General features: G+C 57.9%; 12 protein-coding genes. 5 read left to right on the top strand and 7 right to left on the bottom strand.

Going from position 1 to position 16,436, the window contains the following annotated elements; translation table 11 throughout:
• Positions 1-122: 122 nt before the first annotated feature.
• From G3M63_RS17320 to G3M63_RS17300, 5 genes are all read right to left on the bottom strand, one after another.
• Positions 123-911: an SDR family NAD(P)-dependent oxidoreductase gene (locus G3M63_RS17320; protein ID WP_163983929.1), complete on the bottom strand. Its 789-nt coding sequence runs from the start codon at positions 909-911 to the stop codon at positions 123-125.
• 47 nt (positions 912-958) lie between these two features.
• On the bottom strand, positions 959-1,789 hold the full coding sequence (gene surE, locus G3M63_RS17315; RefSeq protein ID WP_163983928.1) for a 5'/3'-nucleotidase SurE: 831 nt from the start codon (positions 1,787-1,789) through the stop codon (positions 959-961).
• Between the two features lie 71 nt (positions 1,790-1,860).
• On the bottom strand, positions 1,861-2,910 hold the full coding sequence (locus G3M63_RS17310; RefSeq protein WP_163983927.1) for a phosphotransferase: 1,050 nt from the start codon (positions 2,908-2,910) through the stop codon (positions 1,861-1,863).
• A 123-nt stretch (positions 2,911-3,033) separates the two neighbouring features.
• Entirely contained in the window at positions 3,034-3,801 is a 768-nt protein-coding gene (locus G3M63_RS17305; protein WP_163984319.1) for an SDR family NAD(P)-dependent oxidoreductase, read from the bottom strand.
• 77 nt (positions 3,802-3,878) lie between these two features.
• Positions 3,879-5,075: an acyl-CoA dehydrogenase family protein gene (locus tag G3M63_RS17300; RefSeq protein ID WP_163983926.1), complete on the bottom strand. Its 1,197-nt coding sequence runs from the start codon at positions 5,073-5,075 to the stop codon at positions 3,879-3,881.
• 371 nt (positions 5,076-5,446) lie between these two features.
• Here G3M63_RS17300 and G3M63_RS17295 point away from each other — a divergent pair, with 371 nt between their 5' ends.
• Positions 5,447-6,301 (top strand): class I SAM-dependent methyltransferase, encoded by an 855-nt coding sequence (locus G3M63_RS17295; RefSeq protein WP_163983925.1) that lies wholly within the window; start codon positions 5,447-5,449, stop codon positions 6,299-6,301.
• Positions 6,302-6,861: 560 nt separating this feature from the next.
• Here the strand turns inward: G3M63_RS17295 and G3M63_RS17290 are convergent.
• Positions 6,862-7,887, bottom strand: a complete 1,026-nt coding sequence (locus G3M63_RS17290) for an AraC family transcriptional regulator (protein ID WP_163983924.1) — start codon at positions 7,885-7,887, stop codon at positions 6,862-6,864.
• 456 nt (positions 7,888-8,343) lie between these two features.
• On the opposite strand from G3M63_RS17290, the gene G3M63_RS17285 reads away from it, so the two are divergent.
• The 4 genes from G3M63_RS17285 (at position 8,344) to G3M63_RS17270 (ending at position 14,995) form a co-directional block, all read left to right on the top strand.
• Positions 8,344-10,203, top strand: a complete 1,860-nt coding sequence (locus G3M63_RS17285; protein ID WP_163983923.1) for a DUF1302 domain-containing protein — start codon at positions 8,344-8,346, stop codon at positions 10,201-10,203.
• A 25-nt stretch (positions 10,204-10,228) separates the two neighbouring features.
• The gene (locus G3M63_RS17280; RefSeq protein WP_163983922.1) at positions 10,229-11,599 is read left to right on the top strand and encodes a DUF1329 domain-containing protein; all 1,371 of its coding nucleotides are present in this window, start codon (positions 10,229-10,231) and stop codon (positions 11,597-11,599) included.
• A 154-nt stretch (positions 11,600-11,753) separates the two neighbouring features.
• Entirely contained in the window at positions 11,754-13,577 is a 1,824-nt protein-coding gene (locus tag G3M63_RS17275) for a DUF1302 domain-containing protein (protein WP_163983921.1), read from the top strand.
• 56 nt (positions 13,578-13,633) lie between these two features.
• Entirely contained in the window at positions 13,634-14,995 is a 1,362-nt protein-coding gene (locus G3M63_RS17270; RefSeq protein ID WP_163983920.1) for a DUF1329 domain-containing protein, read from the top strand.
• A 342-nt stretch (positions 14,996-15,337) separates the two neighbouring features.
• Here G3M63_RS17270 and G3M63_RS17265 read toward each other — a convergent pair whose 3' ends face one another.
• Positions 15,338-16,387, bottom strand: a complete 1,050-nt coding sequence (locus G3M63_RS17265; RefSeq protein WP_163983919.1) for an AraC family transcriptional regulator — start codon at positions 16,385-16,387, stop codon at positions 15,338-15,340.
• Positions 16,388-16,436: the final 49 nt, after the last annotated feature.

Here is a 16,436-nt window from a genome sequence, read left to right as displayed (position 1 = left end):
CCACCCCCAGATGAAATAACGTGCTTAGCCAACGCCTTCCTGGGGGTGTAGTGCGCCTGCGCTACGCCAGATTTCCGGTAACTCCAATCCCGCAGGCAGAACTCCTCGCTACTCGCAAAAACTCAAACCTTCATCCCCGGCAAATTCAGCGATGCGGTATTCCCACCATCCACTGCCAACGCCTGCCCGGTCATGTAGCTGGCATCATCGCTGGCCAGAAAGGCTATAACCGAGGCGATTTCATCCGGGCGGCCGTAGCGGCGCAGTTCGCAGCGGGCGCCGAGTTTGGCTTCTTTGTCATTGGCGCGGGCGTAATCGAACACCGGCTTGGTCATGCCGGTTTCCACCAGGCCCGGACACACCGCGTTGACGCGAATATTCGAGCCACCCAGGTCACAGGCGCCGGTCATGGTGAAATTGATAACGCCAGCCTTGGAGGCGCTGTAGGCATTGCCACCCGCGCCAGAACGAATGCCGGCCACCGAGGCAGTATTCACGATCGCACCCTGGCCCTGCTCAAGCATGTGACGGCTGACGTACTTGGTGAACAGCATGACCCCGTACAGATTCACAGCAATGATTTTTTGCCAGGTTTCCAGGCTCTGATCGGGTGCGGTGCTGTAATCGCCGCCAGCGATGCCGGCGTTATTGCACAGCACGTCAATCCTGCCGAAGTGGGCGAGGGCGTCGGCGACGCACTGTTCAACCTCAGCCTCGAGCGATACGTCGACTTCTTTGGTCAACGCCTCGGCGCCTTCAGGCAGCTCGGCCAGGGTCTGCTGCAATCCTTCAGCGTTGCGGTCCACAAGCATCAGGCGCGCGCCCTCACTTGCCAGTCGCACCGCAGTTGCACGGCCGATCCCGCTACCGGCACCGGTTATCAGGGCAATCTTGTTGTTGTAACGTTGCATTGTTGACTCCTGTAGTAAGGGCGAGCTTTCAAAAGGGGGGTAACGCTTCAGTGGTCGATGCTTGGATCGCTGCCGATGTCGCGCTCCGCCTGCGGCTCGATCCCGAGGCCACGGGCGACGGCATCGTTATCAATCTGCCAGCTGGCGATATCCCGCTCGAAACGCAGCGGCGAAATGGCGATGCGACCGGCGCGCAGCGCACCGACATCAGTATCCAGGCCGGTAATGCGCTCGGTCTGGCGCTGAAAGCCGAGCCAGAAATAGGGCACATCGCGGGTGTCGCGCCGACATTCGATATTGATTCCGCCGATGCTGCCCGCGCGCGCACGGCAGGTGGCGACGCCGGTGACCTGTTCGGGCGGGCAGGCTGGGAAGTTGATATTCATGGCGCAATCGGTCGGCCAGCCCTTCTCCAGCAGCGCACGCACGATGCCGGGGCCGAACTTGCGTGCCGTATCCCAGTGAATGTCACTGCCCTTGTGGTAAGCCTGCGACAAGGCAATGGACGGGATGCCCATCAGTGTCGCAGTCATCGCGCCGCCAATGGTGCCTGAATAGGCTACCGAATCACTGATATTGGCGCCGGCATTCACGCCGGAAAGCACCAGGTCCGGCATCTCGGGCATCAGCTCGCCCACTGCCAGCAGCACGCAGTCACTGGGGGTGCCGCTGATGCTCAGGCGATTGTCGCCCATGTGGTGCACGCGCAGCGGCGAATGCAGAGTGATCGACATGGAGACGCCGCTCTGGTCCAGGTCCGGGGCGATGATCCACACTTCCTCGGCAATTTCTCTGGCGATTTCTTCCATGATGGACATGCCGGGTCCGCGCCAACCGTCATCGTTGGTCAGCAGGACGCGCTTGATTGGTTTGCTCATGGCTGTGTTCGCTCATTGTTCTAATCGACATCTGGCGTAGTGCAGGTGCGCTACGCCCTAATTAGTACGGTTTACTTGCGCTGGGCGATTTCCCAGCCAATGTCAGCCAGTAACCCGGCGCGCTTGCCAACTTCCAGCGCATCGGCGTTACTCGCATTACCCTGCAGCGCGCGGTGGTACACGCCCTGGACGATGGCAGCCAAACGGAACAGGGAGAATGCCAGGAAGAAGTTCCAGTCCGGCACTTCAGTGCGGCCACTGAACTCGCAGTACCAGTCCAGCACCTGCTGCTCTTCGGGAATGTTTCGCGCTTTGAGATCCAGCCCCTGCATGCCACGCATACCTTCGGCGCTGGCGGGCTGATGGTAGGGCAGGCAGCAATAGGCGAGATCGGACAGCGGATGACCCAGCGTCGCCAGCTCCCAGTCCAGAATGGCCACAACCTTCGGCTCGCTCGGGTGCAGAATCAGGTTGCCCATGCGGAAATCGCCATGGGCGATGGTGGTGTGGTCATCCTTGGGCGCGTTTTCCGGCAGCCAGGCCATCAGCGCGTCCATGGACGGCATATCGCCGGTGCGGCTGGCTTCAAACTGGCCACTCCAGCGCTTGATCTGGCGCGGCACATACCCTTCGGCCTTGCCGTAGGATTCCAGCCCCACCGCTTTCCAATCCACGTTGTGCAGCTGGGCCATGGTCTGGATCATTGACCTGTGGATCGGCATGCGCTGCTCGATGGCGACATCCTGCAGCAGCGGCTGCGAGTAAACCCGGCCGTCCACATGGTCCATGACGTAGAACGCGGTGCCGATAACCTCGGGATCTTCGCAAAGCAGACGGGCAGCGGGGACCGGAACGTCGGTCTGGCCCAAGGCATTGATCACCTGAAATTCACGCTCGACCATGTGCGCCGAGGGCAGCAGTTTGCCCGGCGGCTTCTTGCGCAGAACGTAGCGCTTCTCGCCGATTTCCATCAGATAGGTCGGGTTGGACTGGCCACCCTGAAATTGCTGAAGCTTGATGCCGTGCTCTACGTCAGGCAGGCGTCCTTGCAAATAGGCTGCGAGTTTTGCTTCGTCCAGGCGATGCGCCGGTAACACGTCGATCAGGGTTGCTTCGCTCATCTAGCAGGTCCTGTAATATTTTCGGTTATAAGGTCACTTTCAATGCCGAGGCAGATGAAGTGAACAGGCCTAAACGTAACATGCCAGGTCGGGGCCTGGCATGTAGGTGCTATATGGGGAGGATCAGGTAATAGTGTCGCCACCGTCCGCCACAATGGTCTGGCCGGTGACGTAAGCGCCGGCTGCAGAGCCAAGGAATAGTGCAACACCGGCGATATCGACTGGCTCACCAACACGGCGCAGCGGGAGTTTTTCTTCCACACGCTTGAGGCGGTCCGGATCGTCCAGCAGAGCCTGGGCGAAATCGGTGCGGATCAGGCCGGGTGCGATGGAGTTGACGCGAATGTTCTTCGGACCCCATTCCAGCGACAGGTTGCGCGCCAGGCCGGCTTCGGCTGCCTTGGACATCCCGTATACGCCAATATTGGCGCTGGCACGGATGCCGGCGATGCTCGACAGCAGCACGATGGAACCACCGCCCAGTTCGACCATCTGCGGGATAACCATGTTGCACAGCCAGAAAGTGCCCTTGACGTTGGTGCCCATGATCTTGTCGAAGGCTTCGTCGCTGACTTGCGAGGTTGGGCCGTAAACCGGGTTGGTCGCCGCGTTACACACCAGGATGTCGATCTTGCCCCAGGTAGCAATCGTGGTATCAACCAGATTCTGCAGCTGGGCCTTGTCGCCCACGTGGCAAGCAATCGGCAGCGCATCGAAGCCTTGCTCTTTAAGTTCGTTGGCCACCTTGTCACAGGCGTCTGCCTTGCGGCTGGAAATGACCACCTTGGCACCGGCCTTGGCATATTCGTCGGCAATAGCGCGACCGATGCCCTTGGTTGAACCGGTGATGACCGCGACTTTGCCGGTCAGGTCAAATAATTTGCTCATGATTCTTCCTCGATAAAACGGTGCATCAGTAAGGATGGCAGCGCCGGGATGGAAACAACCGGCGCTGCTCGCAGTAGCACTTACTGGTAACGCTTCAGTTCCAGCTTGGCGATAGTGCCCAGGTGAACTTCGTCCGGACCGTCAGCCAGGCGCAGCGTGCGGGCCTTGGCGTAAGCGGACGCCAGGAAGGTATCCTGACAAACGCCCTTGGCACCGAATACCTGGATGGCGCGGTCGATGACGTTGCAGGCCATGGTCGGTGCGACAGCCTTGATCATGGCAATCTGCTGACGGGCAACCTTGTTGCCGAACTGGTCCATGCTGCGTGCGGCCATCAGGGTCAGCAGGCGGGCCTGGTCAATTTCGCAACGCGAGCGGGCGATGTTTTCAGCGGTGCTGCCGTGTTGTGCCAGCGGCTTGCCGAAGGCTACGCGCTCGTTGGCGCGGCGGCACATGGCTTCCAGGGCACGCTCGGCAATACCGATGCTGCGCATGCAATGGTGGATACGGCCTGGCCCGAGACGACCCTGGGCGATTTCAAAACCGCGACCTTCACCCAGCAAAATGTTGGAAGCCGGTACGCGCACGTTCTCGTAACGGATTTCCGCGTGGCCGTGCGGGGCGTGGTCATAGCCGAATACGTGCAGGTCGCGCACGATGGTCACGCCGGGGGTGTCAAGCGGTACCAGAATCATGCTCTGTTGCAGGTGCTTGGGCGCGTTGAAGTCAGTCTTGCCCATGACGATGGCAATCTTGCAGTGCTCGGCCATGGCTCCGGACGACCACCACTTGGTGCCATTGATGACGTACTCGTCGCCTTCGCGGCGGATTTCACACTCGATGTTGGTTGCGTCGGACGAGGCGACATCAGGCTCGGTCATGGAGAAGCAGGAGCGGATTTCGCCTGCCAGCAGCGGCTTGAGCCACTTTTCTTTCTGTTCTTCGTTACCGTAACGCTCGATGGTTTCCATGTTGCCGGTATCTGGCGCGTTACAGTTGAAGACTTCCGGGGCGATGGAAGAGCGGCCCATGATTTCGCACAGGTGGCCGTACTCTTCGTTGGTCAGACCCGCGCCGCGCTCGCTTTCAGGCAAGAACAGGTTCCACAGGCCCTGGCTTTTGGCTTTGGCCTTGAGCTCTTCCTGAATGGCCGGCGCGCCCCAGCGGTTCTCTTCGACTTGCTTGTAGAAAAGGGCTTCGTTGGGGTAGATGTGCTCGTCCATGAAGGCTTCGAGCTGTTGCTTGAGATCCTTAACACGGGGGCTGAGTTCGAACATGGTTGATCCTTGCTAGAAGTAGGGGAGGTCGCTGTACCAGACGGCGTGTGGAGTGACCTTATAGTCAGTTAAACCGGGCGTGAACTATGTGCTACGGATGGAATGGAGCTGCATAAGCAGCCTTGATGATGAAGGCCTTCTATTATTCGAGCGAGTGCGGCGTCAACAACCCGGGCGTCCTGCCGACGCCACCGCGGCGATCCTGGCCGCCAGCCCAGCGCGTTGTTGAATGCGAACCAAAGCCTTGATTTTCTGTCTGCTCAACCATGCCCAGGCCCCACAGGCCACCAAACCCGCGGCTGGCATAGGAATCGTCGCCGCCTACCTGTTAGGCTAGGATCTTCTGATAAGCACCCAGCTGGAATGCACCCATGTCAAAAATGTTAATCGCTGCTGCGGCCATACTCTTCTCGGGCCTGGGTTTTGCCCAGGATAAGGCAATGGCGCCCCCACCACCGGAGTTGTCGTTCGAGCAACGCGACGCCATCCGCCAGGCAGTCGGTAATCCGACACGGCGGATATCCAATGTCATGCGTGACGCCTACCGCAACCCGGAGGCGACGCTGGGCTTCTTTTCGGTGATGCCAGATCACACGGTGGTGGAGATCTGGCCGGGGGAGGGCTGGTATACCGAAATACTCGCCCCCATGTTGCACGAAGAAGGTCGGCTGATCGCTGCACATTTCGATCCGGAGAGTCCTGTCGACTATTTTCGAGAAAGCCGCGCAGAGTTCGAGAAAAGACTGGAGCAGGGCCGCGGCAAGTTCGACAAGGTTGAACTGGCGGTGCTGGATTATGACCCTGAAAACCCCGTTGCCGAGCCTGGGATAGCCGACCGGGTGCTGACCTTTCGCAACGTGCACAACTGGTTAGCGGCGGGCAAGGAGGAGACCCAGGCGGTCTTCAACAAGATGTATGAGGTTCTGAAGCCAGGTGGCTATCTTGGCCTGGTGGAGCACAGCGCGCGACCTGGGACCTCCCTGGAACAAATGATCGAGACCGGCTATGTCAGCGAAGCGCTGGTTATCGAGCTGGCGACCGAGGCCGGTTTCGAGTTGGCCTCGCGCAGCCCGGTCAATCAGAATCCACAAGACACCAAGGATCACCCCGAGGGCGTATGGACCCTGCCGCCCACGCTGCGCCTGGGCTATGACAACAGGGCGCACTATATGGCCATCGGTGAGAGTGATCGCATGACGCTGTTGTTTATCAAACGGGCCGAGTGATACGCGGCTTTGGCGTAGCGCTCGCGAGGCTTGGTGTTCCTGCGCGACATTGGCGTAGCGCAGGCGCGCTACACCCCCAGGGGGCGGGCTCGGAATGCTTTTCTCGCGCCACGATCAGACATGCGGGGTTTTCCCTGGGGTTGGCGTGCGCCTGCGCGCCGACAGAGGTTGGTGTTCCTGCACGACATTGGCGTAGCGCAGGCGCGCTACACCCCCAGGGGGGTGGCAGGCTCGGAATGCGCGCGTCGGGTCACGATCGGATGCGCGGCGGTTTTCCCTGGGGTTGGTGAGCGCCTGCTCGCCGACAGAGGTTGATGTTCTTGCTCGGCTTTGGCGTAGCGCTGGCGCTCTACACCCCCAGGGGCCAGGCACGGATTGCTGTTCTCGCGCCACGATCAGACGTGCGGCGGTTTTCCCTGGGGTTGGTGAGCGTCTCGGGCCGCGATCGGACGCGCCGACAGAGGTTGGTGTTCCTGCACGACATTAGCGTAGTGCAGGCGCGCTACACCCCCAGGTTTATGGCCGTGAGCTCCTGCGCCGCACAGTTAGCAATGAACCCATTATTCGGACGCGACAACTTGGCGCCGGAAGGCGGTTGGGCTCATGTCGGTCCAGCGGCGGAACGCGCGGGTAAAACTGCTCGGGTCGAGGAATCCCAGCTCATAGGCGATGCTGGTCAAAGATAACTCGCCGCCAGTAATCATCCGTACCGCTGCATCCCGCCTGACTTCGTCAACCAGTTGCTCGTAGGATGTCCCCGCCTGGCTCAGTTTGCGCCGCAGATGTCGTGAACTGATATTCATCGGCGCAGCGATGCGTTCAGCCGATACATCGCCCGAGCCGAGCAGCTGCTGAATGCGCCGTTTGACCTGTTCGACCAGGTCGTCGCTCGGCAGGCTTGCCAGCAGATCTTGCATGGCATCGGTAAACCTCGACAGCAGGAATGCATCGGCACTTGCCAGAGGACTGGTGAACAAATGCCCGGCCAGTCTGAATCGATAATCGTCGCCCACGGTCAATTCAGAGCAGCCCAGCAACCTGGCGCAACCGGACAATTCTCCCGGCATGCGGCCAAGCTGGATTGATCGCACCAGCTCTTCATTATTCAGATCCAGCATCCTGAACAGCCGGGCCAGAAAACCCATCAAGCTTTCCATATGTTGGGTATGGGGCTTGCCCAAAGGATGCAGCACAACCTCGGTATCGTCCTCGCTATGACACAATTCGACCGTTACCTGGGTAGTCACGACAGGTAGGAAGCGCGAGATATTCTGAAGGGCGGTGCCGACGGTGGGGCTTGCCTGGGCAATCAGCGCGATAGCATTGAACGAGGTTGGGCAGAACATGCGATACAAACGCATGCCGAACAGATCATCCTCGGTCAGTCGGGTCGCTTCGTCCCATATAAGGGAGCAGGCATCCTGCTCCATGAGTCTGGACGCATCACGGTTTTCTTCCATGAGCGTGTAGGCTGGGCTGGGCTGCTGCAGCGATATGCCGTAGTGATGCAAGGCCTGAGCTACAACTGACGCCCACAACGGGCGTTCGCGCACCCGAGCGTTATAGTTCATTAGCGCTTCCGGCATTTGTCATCCTTGTCGTTCAAAATAACAGAATTCATTTCTGTATCATCGGTTTAGCCTATAGCCGGCGCGGTTAACCGTCAAATATAGGCGATTCGCTACTCGACTAATGCTGCTCCTGTATACCTGCAAGGCTCCACAGAGCTTGGGCTCTCGGAACTGCTCAGTCAGGAAAAGCCCGTTCCAGGCAGCTCCAAGACGCGTACTTTTAGCGACCGGAATATCCGGCGCTCAGTTCACCGTTTCGTTAACGCCGTGCTTGTATCTACTCCAGAGCGACGGTGCGGCGCAAGTCTCAATATCACGCTGATGAGACGAATTCATTGCATGAATGACCGCTTCGGTCAACTAAATTGGCCTTTACGGGCAAGTCTTTTTCGTCGGGCTCATGACAGACTGCCACTGTCCTGAACGTGTCAAAGGATACACAGGTTCATGTCACCCAAACGGAGCAGCACAATGACAAAAAAAATCAAAGCATGGCCCCTAGCGGCCTTGCCACTGGCGATTGGTCTGGCCAGTTTCGCAGGTTCTGCCAACGCAGTCAGCTTCAATATCGGTCCGGTGGATGCACAATTTGACTCGCAGATGTCGATTGGGGCGAGCGTGTCGACTACTGACGCCGATAAGCGGTTTATCCACACGCTCAGCGGTGGCGAGGCTGCAGCACGTACTTCAGATGATGGCCGCCTGAACTACAAGAGCGGTGACTTTTTCTCCAAGATTTTCAAAGGCTCACATGATTTAGAGCTGCGTTACGGTGATTCCGGCGCCTTCTTCCGTGGTAATTACTGGTACGACTTTGAGACCAAGGACGGCAGCCAGCGTTTCTACGATATCGACGATTCCGGTCGTCACCCTCTCCAAAAAGGTTCAGGGGTCCAGCTTCTGGATGCCTTTGTTTACCACAACTACTCAATCGGCAATAACCCTGGCAACGTTCGCCTTGGTCGTCAGGTTGTAAGCTGGGGTGAAGGGCTGTTTATTCAGAACGGCATCAACTCGATTAACCCAATGGATGTATCTGCTTTCCGTCGTCCAGGAGCTGAGTTAAAAGAAGGGTTAATGCCTGTTGAGATGCTTTATTTCTCTCAGGGCTTGACTGATAACCTGAGTATGGAAGCGTTTTACCAGCTCAAGTGGGCTCCGACTGTTCTTGATAACTGCGGAACATTCTTCAGCAGTGACCCTGGCGCAAAAGGTTGTACTGACCGGCTGGTTATATCAGGCGTTGATATGCCACAAGGGCAACAGCCAGAGCTGACGCATATAGCCCGCGCCAAGAAAGACCAGGACGCAAGCGATGATGGTCAATTTGGCATAGCGTTCCGTTGGTTCGCGCCTGCTCTTAACGACACGGAGTTTGGCTTCTATGCGATGAACTATCACAGTCGCGCGCCAGTAGTCTCGAACATTGCGGGCCGGTACGCTGGGCCCGGAGGAGCAATCCAGCAGGGCGCCGACCCAGCCGACTTAGCTCCTTTCATGATTCCTGTTCAAGGTTACAACGGGGACCTCGGACAATCCGGATACTTCCTGGAATATCCTGAAGATATCCGCTTGTATGGGATAAGCTTCGGTACTGATATCGGTGGTATGTCCGTCGCAGGGGAATTGAGTTACCGGCCGAATATGCCGCTCCAGGTCAATACCAGTGACACAAGCCGCACCTCGCTATTGGCTGCAGGCGTACCGGGTATCATTCCAGGACAGGACAATACCCACCGTGGGCTCGGTGCTGACACAGTGGCTGGTGACTATCTCCCAGGCTATGAGCGTAAGGAGTTCTGGCAAGCTACCGTTAGCGCTGTTCACTTTATTGATCGCGTCATGGGTGCAAGCCGCCTCGCCTTGATTGGTGAAGTGGGTGCCAACTACATCGGCGGCATTGATAGTGCCAACGGTACTACCAAATACGGCCGTGATTCCTTGTTCGGCCAAAGTCCATTCGCCGATGGATCATGTAGTTCACAGAGTCCAACTTTCATCCCCGCTGAGCGGTCTCCCAACGCAGACAGCTGGTGCGAAAATGATGGCTTCTACACCGACTTCTCCTGGGGTTATCGTGTACGTGCATCCCTGGATTACAGCAACGTCTTCGCTGGCATCAACCTGAGCCCGAACGTAGCTTTCTCCCATGATGTTGAGGGTTATAGCCCGAACTTCACCGAGAACGCCAAGTCAGTCAGCATTGGCTTGAACGCAGACTATGCGAACAAGTACAACGCCAGCCTGAGCTACACCAACTTCTTTGATGGTAAATACAACACCTTGGTCGACCGCGACTTCGCAGCTGTCAGCTTCGGCGTAAGCTTCTAAGTAACGGAACAGGAGAGATAATAATATGCGTATAGCAACAACTCTTATAGGTGCTGGCGGTCTGGCTCTCAGCCTGTTGGCTACGAGCGTCATGGCGCAAAGTGTTACCCAGGCGGAAATCAACCAGCTGGGTAACGAGCTGACTCCGGTCGGTGCCGAGAAGGCCGGCAACGCCTCCGGTACGATCCCTGAGTGGACTGGTGGTTTGCCAACCGATGCTGGCAAGAAGCTGGAGCGTAACTTCTGGGAAAATCCCTACGAAAACGAGCAGCCCGAGTTTGTCATCACTGCACAGAACTATCAGGAGCACCGCGAGAAACTGACCCCTGGTCAGATCGCCATGTTCGAGCGTTATCCTGATACGTACCAGATGCCGGTATATCAGACTCATCGTAGCGTCGGTTACCCTCAGGAAGTGTACGACCAGGTCAAGGAAAACGCGGGTAAGGCACGGCTGGTCAACAATGGTGACGGTATTGAAAACTTCACCCACGGCAGCTTCGCCTTCCCGATCCCGAAGGTCGGCGCCGACGTGGTCTGGAACTATCTGACCCGTTACCGCAAGAACGTGCAGCGTGAATATGCACAGGCCATGCCGCAAACCAACGGTTCCTATACGCTGATCAAGTTCCAGGAAGACGTTGCCTACCCGCAATACATGCCTGACGTTGATCTTGAAGACGCCGCCAACGTGCTGGTCTACTTCAAGCAGCGTGTTAACGCTCCGTCGCGACTGGCAGGTAACGTACTGCTGGTTCACGACACACTCGACCAGTTGAAAGAGCCGCGCATGGCGTGGGTTTACAACGCTGGTCAGCGCCGTGTTCGCCGTGCACCGCAGGTTGCCTACGACGGTCCGGGCACAGCCTCCGACGGCATGCGTACTACTGACAACTTCTCGATGTTCAGTGGCGCGCCTGACCGGTATGACTGGAAGCTGATTGGTAAAAAGGAAGTCTACGTTCCTTACAACAGCTACAAGATCTCGGATCCGGACCTGGAGTACGACGACATCCTGCAGGCCGGCCACATCAACCCGGAGCATACTCGTTTCGAGCTGCACCGCGTGTGGGAAGTCGAGGGCACCGTCAAACAGGGCCAGCGCCACATCTATGCCAAGCGTAACTTCTTCTTCGATGAAGACTCCTGGCTGTTGGCATTGGCTGACCACTACGACAGCCGCGGAACCCTGTGGCGTGTGGGTGAGGGTCACGTGAGCCACTCGTACAACGAGCAGCTGCCGGGCTTTGGTATCGAGACGTTGTACGACCTGCTTGCAGGCCGCTACATCGCGCTGGGGATGTATAACGAAGAGAACTCCGCGCCTAGCTTCGGTTATTCCCCGTCATACCGTGAGTTCACCCCGGCAGCCCTGCGCTCCTCGGGTGTTCGCTAAGCTGTAGCTTCATCTGGGTGATTTGAAGGGGAGCCATGTGCTCCCCTTTTTTATTTGTGAACCATGCAATGAATGTCCATTCATTTTACTGCTAGTCTGAGTGCGTCCCGTCAAAGAACGGGCTCGGTTGTTGCTCAAGACAAGGATAAAAACAATGGCAATATCATTTGCACCCCGGCCGCTTGCCGCGCTCCCGTTGGCAGTCGGTCTCGCTTTTTCCCCTACGAACTTCGCGGCGACCTTCACGCTGGGTAGTATTGAAGGGCAGTTCGATTCAGAGCTTTCCATTGGCGCAAGCTGGGCGACTGAAGATCCGGAACAGGATTTCATCCATCCGGATAATGGCGGGCGTGCTTCGGCGCGGACCACTGATGACGGGCGCCTGAATTATGAAAAAGGCGACGCCTTCTCCAAGATTTTCAAAGGCTCGCATGATCTTGAACTGCGCGCAGGTAATTCCGGCGCGTTCTTCCGCGGCAAATACTGGTACGACTTTGAAACCAAGGACGGCCACCAGAACTTCTACGACATCAGCGATTCCGGCAGAAACCCGTTGCAGAAGGGTTCTGGCGTCGAGTTGCTGGATGCGTTCATTTACCACAACTATGCGATAGGCACTAATCCCGGCAACGTGCGTCTCGGCCGGCAAGTGGTCAGTTGGGGCGAAAGTCTGTTTATCGGTAATTCCATCAATTCCATCAACCCGATCGATGTGTCTGCTTTCCGGCGTCCGGGTGCTGAAATCAAGGAAGGCCTGATCCCGGTTGAGATGCTGTACATTTCTCAGGGCCTGACTGCCAATCTCACCGCTGAAGCGTTCTATCAGCTTAAGTGGGCGCCCAGCGTGGTCGACAACTGCGGCACTTTCTTCTCGACCAGCGATACCCTGGCCAAAGGCTGTAATGATCGCCTGGTGGTGGCTGGAGTGGATCTGCCCCACGGCGACCCGCTGTTACGCACAGGCGGCCCCGCCGGGTTGGCCATGTATAACACGCGCTACATGAAGGACCGGGAAGCCAGCGATAGCGGCCAGTACGGGGTAGCGATGCGCTGGTTTGTCCCGGCATTGAACGACACCGAGTTCGGCCTGTACGCCATGAACTATCACAGCCGCACGCCTTCATTTTCGGTTGTGCGCGGCTATGACACGGTCGCGCCGGGTGTTCCGGGGATAGACGGCGCGCGGGGCGCTGGCGGTTATTTCCTGGAATATCCGGAAGACATTCGTTTGTATGGCCTCAGCTTCCAGACCAGCGTTGCCGGGGCCACCGTGGCGGGCGAACTCAGCTACCGACCGAACTATAACCTGCAGATCAACACGTCCGATCTGAGCCTCACCGCGCTACCCGGCGCTATTCTCGGCGGCTTTGATTACGGTGCAATCAGCCCGGTGTTCAATAGCGAGAATGACGGGCTGGCGCCTGAAGACGAAATCAATGGCTATCGCCGCAAGGAGCTGTGGCAGGCCCAGGTATCGGCGATTCACTTTATTGATCGGGTGTTGGGTGCGAGTCGCCTGGCGCTGCTCGGCGAAGTCGGTGTGAACTATATCGGAGGGCTCGAAAGTGGTGAGGACGGCAGCACCCGTTACGGCCGTGATCCGTTGTTTGGACAAAGCCCGATCAGCCCGCTAACGGGCGGATTGTGCCTGGCGCATCAGCTTGATAATGCCGAGCGCTGGTGTGATGACGAGGGTTACGTGACCAGCACTTCCTGGGGCTACCGCATTCGCGCCGGACTCGATTACAGCAATGTTTTTGCTGGCATAAACCTGTCGCCGAACATCGCCTGGTCGCACGACGTTTCCGGCTATGGTCCCAACTTTACCGAGGACGCGAAGTCGGTGAGCCTGGGTTTGAATGCTGATTATGCCAACCGGTACACAGCCAGCATCAGCTACACCAATTTCTTCGACGGAAAATACAATACTCTCAAAGATCGGGATTTCGCCGCATTAAGCGTTGGCGTCAGCTTCTAGTTGAATAGATACAGCCATTTACCCGAGTGGCACCTTCATCGTTTGGAGAACGAAACATGCATTTTCGCAAAACAATAATTGGGGTAGGCGGGCTGGCTCTCAGCTTGATTGCAACGGGCGTCATGGCGCTGAGTCAGGACGAAATTGCCCAGCTGGGCAACAGCCTTACCCCGGTTGGTGCCGAAAAGGCCGGTAACGCCGCCGGCACTATCCCCGAGTGGACTGGCGGCCTCAGCCCGGAGGCGGGTGCCGAGCTGGAACGCGGTTTTCGGGCCGATCCGGTCAAGAGCGAGCCGGAGTTCGTGATCACTGCGCAGAATTATAACGAGCACAAGGACCATCTGACCCCTGGCCAGATCGCCATGTTCGAGCGGTACCCGGACACCTTCAAGATGCCTGTTTACCAGAGCCATCGTACGGTCGCTTTCCCTGCGGATGTTTATGAGCAGGTCAAGCAGACCGCCGGCCAGGCCAAGCTGGTCAATAATGGCGACGGTATCGATAACTTCAGCCATGGCAGCTTCGCCTTCCCGATACCGAAAACCGGCGCGGAGGTTGTCTGGAATCACCTGACCCGTTATCGCAAGAACGTGGAGCGCAGTTATGCCCAGGCCATGCCGCAGGTAAACGGCTCTTTTACGCTGATCAAGTTCCGTGAGGAGGCCGCGTATCCGCAGTTCATGCCCGATGTGAATCTGGAGAAGGCCGCCAACACGCTGTTGTACTTCAAACAGCGGGTTGAAGCGCCGCCGCGTCTGGCAGGTAACGTGTTGCTGGTTCACGACACCCTTGATCAGGTCAAAGAACCGCGCATGGCGTGGGTGTATAACGCCGGCCAACGTCGTGTTCGCCGCGCACCGCAGGTGGCCTATGATGGCCCGGGTACTGCCTCCGATGGTATGCGTACGACAGACAACTTCTCGATGTTCAGTGGTGCGCCTGACCGCTATGACTGGAAGCTTGTCGGCAAGAAAGAAATCTACGTGCCCTACAACGCCTATCAGCTATCCAGCCCAGAGCTCAAGTACGACGATATCCTCAAGAAAGGCCACGTCAATCCTGAACATACCCGTTATGAGCTACACCGGGTCTGGGAGGTGGAGGGCACCGTCAAGGATGGACAGCGCCATATCTACGCACAACGTAACTTCTTCGTCGACGAAGATTCCTGGTTGATCACCCTGGCTGATCACTATGACGGCCGTGGTGCGTTGTGGCGGGTGGGTGAAGGTCACATCGCGCACGCCTATCACGAGCAGTTGCCAGGCTATGCCATCGAAACCCTTTATGACCTGCTCTCGGGACGCTACATAGCATTGGGGATGTACAACGAAGAAGACTCAGCGCCCAAGTTTGGCACTACGCCTTCTATGAACGAATTCACTCCAGCAGCCCTCAGGGCGTCCGGCGTGCGATAAAGCTTTGGGGAAAGTGGTCGCGATTCATGCGATCGTTTGGGCATTGGGGCACCCGCGGGTGCCCCTTTTTTACGTGCATTTCCTGGGGGGAGCGCGTTCCTGGGGGTGTAGCGCGCCTGCGCTACGCCAACGCTGTGTAAGGAGCCAAATCGTGAGCGACGAGCCCCACCTGGGGGTGTAGCGCGCCTGCGCTACGCCAAAGCCGTGCGAGGACACCAAACCACGACAATCAACCACGTCGGCGCGTCCGAACGTGGGCCGAGCCTCACGCCAACCCCAGGGAAACCCAGTCCGAAGCCGCTGCGCCACCCTGGGGGTGTAGCGCGCCTGCGCTACGCCAAACTAGCCGATCAAGCCCGTCGCATTGCCCTGCAATTCACTGCGAAAAGCGGTGGGGCTCATGCCTGTCCAGCGGCGAAATGCGCGGGTAAAGCTGCTCGGGTCGAGAAAGCCAAGTTCAAATGCGATGCGACCCAGGTTCAATCGTCCCTCCTGAATGAGTCGCATGGCCAGTTCCATCCTGACCTCATCAAGTAATTTCTCGTAGGTCGTTCGGGTTTCGCTGAGCTTGCGTCTCAGGTGGCGAGGGCTCATGTTGAAAGGCGTGGCGACCAACTCTTCGGACACTTCCCGCTCGGACACCAACACCCGAATACGCTGCTTTACCTGCTCGGCAAAATCCACGTTGGGCAGATCGCTCAGCATGTCTTCCAGCGCAAAATCGAGACGGCGCCGCAGGAAGGCATCTGCACTGGGCAGCGGATTGCTCAGCAAGCGCCGATCCATGCGCACAGACACCCGCTTTGCCCCGAAACGTACACGGCCGCCGATCAACTCCTCGCAACGCCCGCGGTGTTTTTCGTGGTCGGTGGTCAGTCGGGTCTCCAATACCAGGGGGTGCCTTCCGTTCTCCAACACCTTCAAGATTTTGTGGCATTGCGCCGCGACCGATTCGAGATGAAAAGCATGGGGCGTACCGCGCGGCTCGAAATACAAGGTCAGAAAGTGCTCGTCTTCCAGGGAAAACAGCTGCACCTGAGTACTGAAGACCGGCATGTAGCGAACCATGCGCTGGATTGCATCGCCTACGGTCTCGCTACTGCCCGCTGCAAGGGCGAGCAGTTCGATGGTGTGTGAATGATATTGGTTGCCCATCAGCAGCCCGAAGGCGTCATCCTGGGTCAATCTGGCAGCAATGTGCCATAGGCGGTTCATATCGGTCTGGCTGATTTGTGCCAGGCTCAGATCGGTGGGCGCGCAGTGCGCGCGCAGGTCACCCGGCAGGTCTCTGGAGCTTTTACCCAGCTGCTCGAGGGTCTGGCATATTCCCTGGGCCCAGAACGCCCGTTCCTGGAGCCTTTGGCAGGGTAGCGGAGGAAGAGACTGGTTCATTTTGGTTGCCTGTTATTGTTGTTCTAAACAGCAGAATCATCTTGGAAGG

Origin of the sequence: Pseudomonas sp. OIL-1, assembly GCF_010669185.1 — a bacterium.
GTDB classification, from domain to species: Bacteria; Pseudomonadota; Gammaproteobacteria; order Pseudomonadales; family Pseudomonadaceae; genus Halopseudomonas; species Halopseudomonas profundi.
This window is presented reverse-complemented; position numbering and strand designations above follow the sequence as displayed.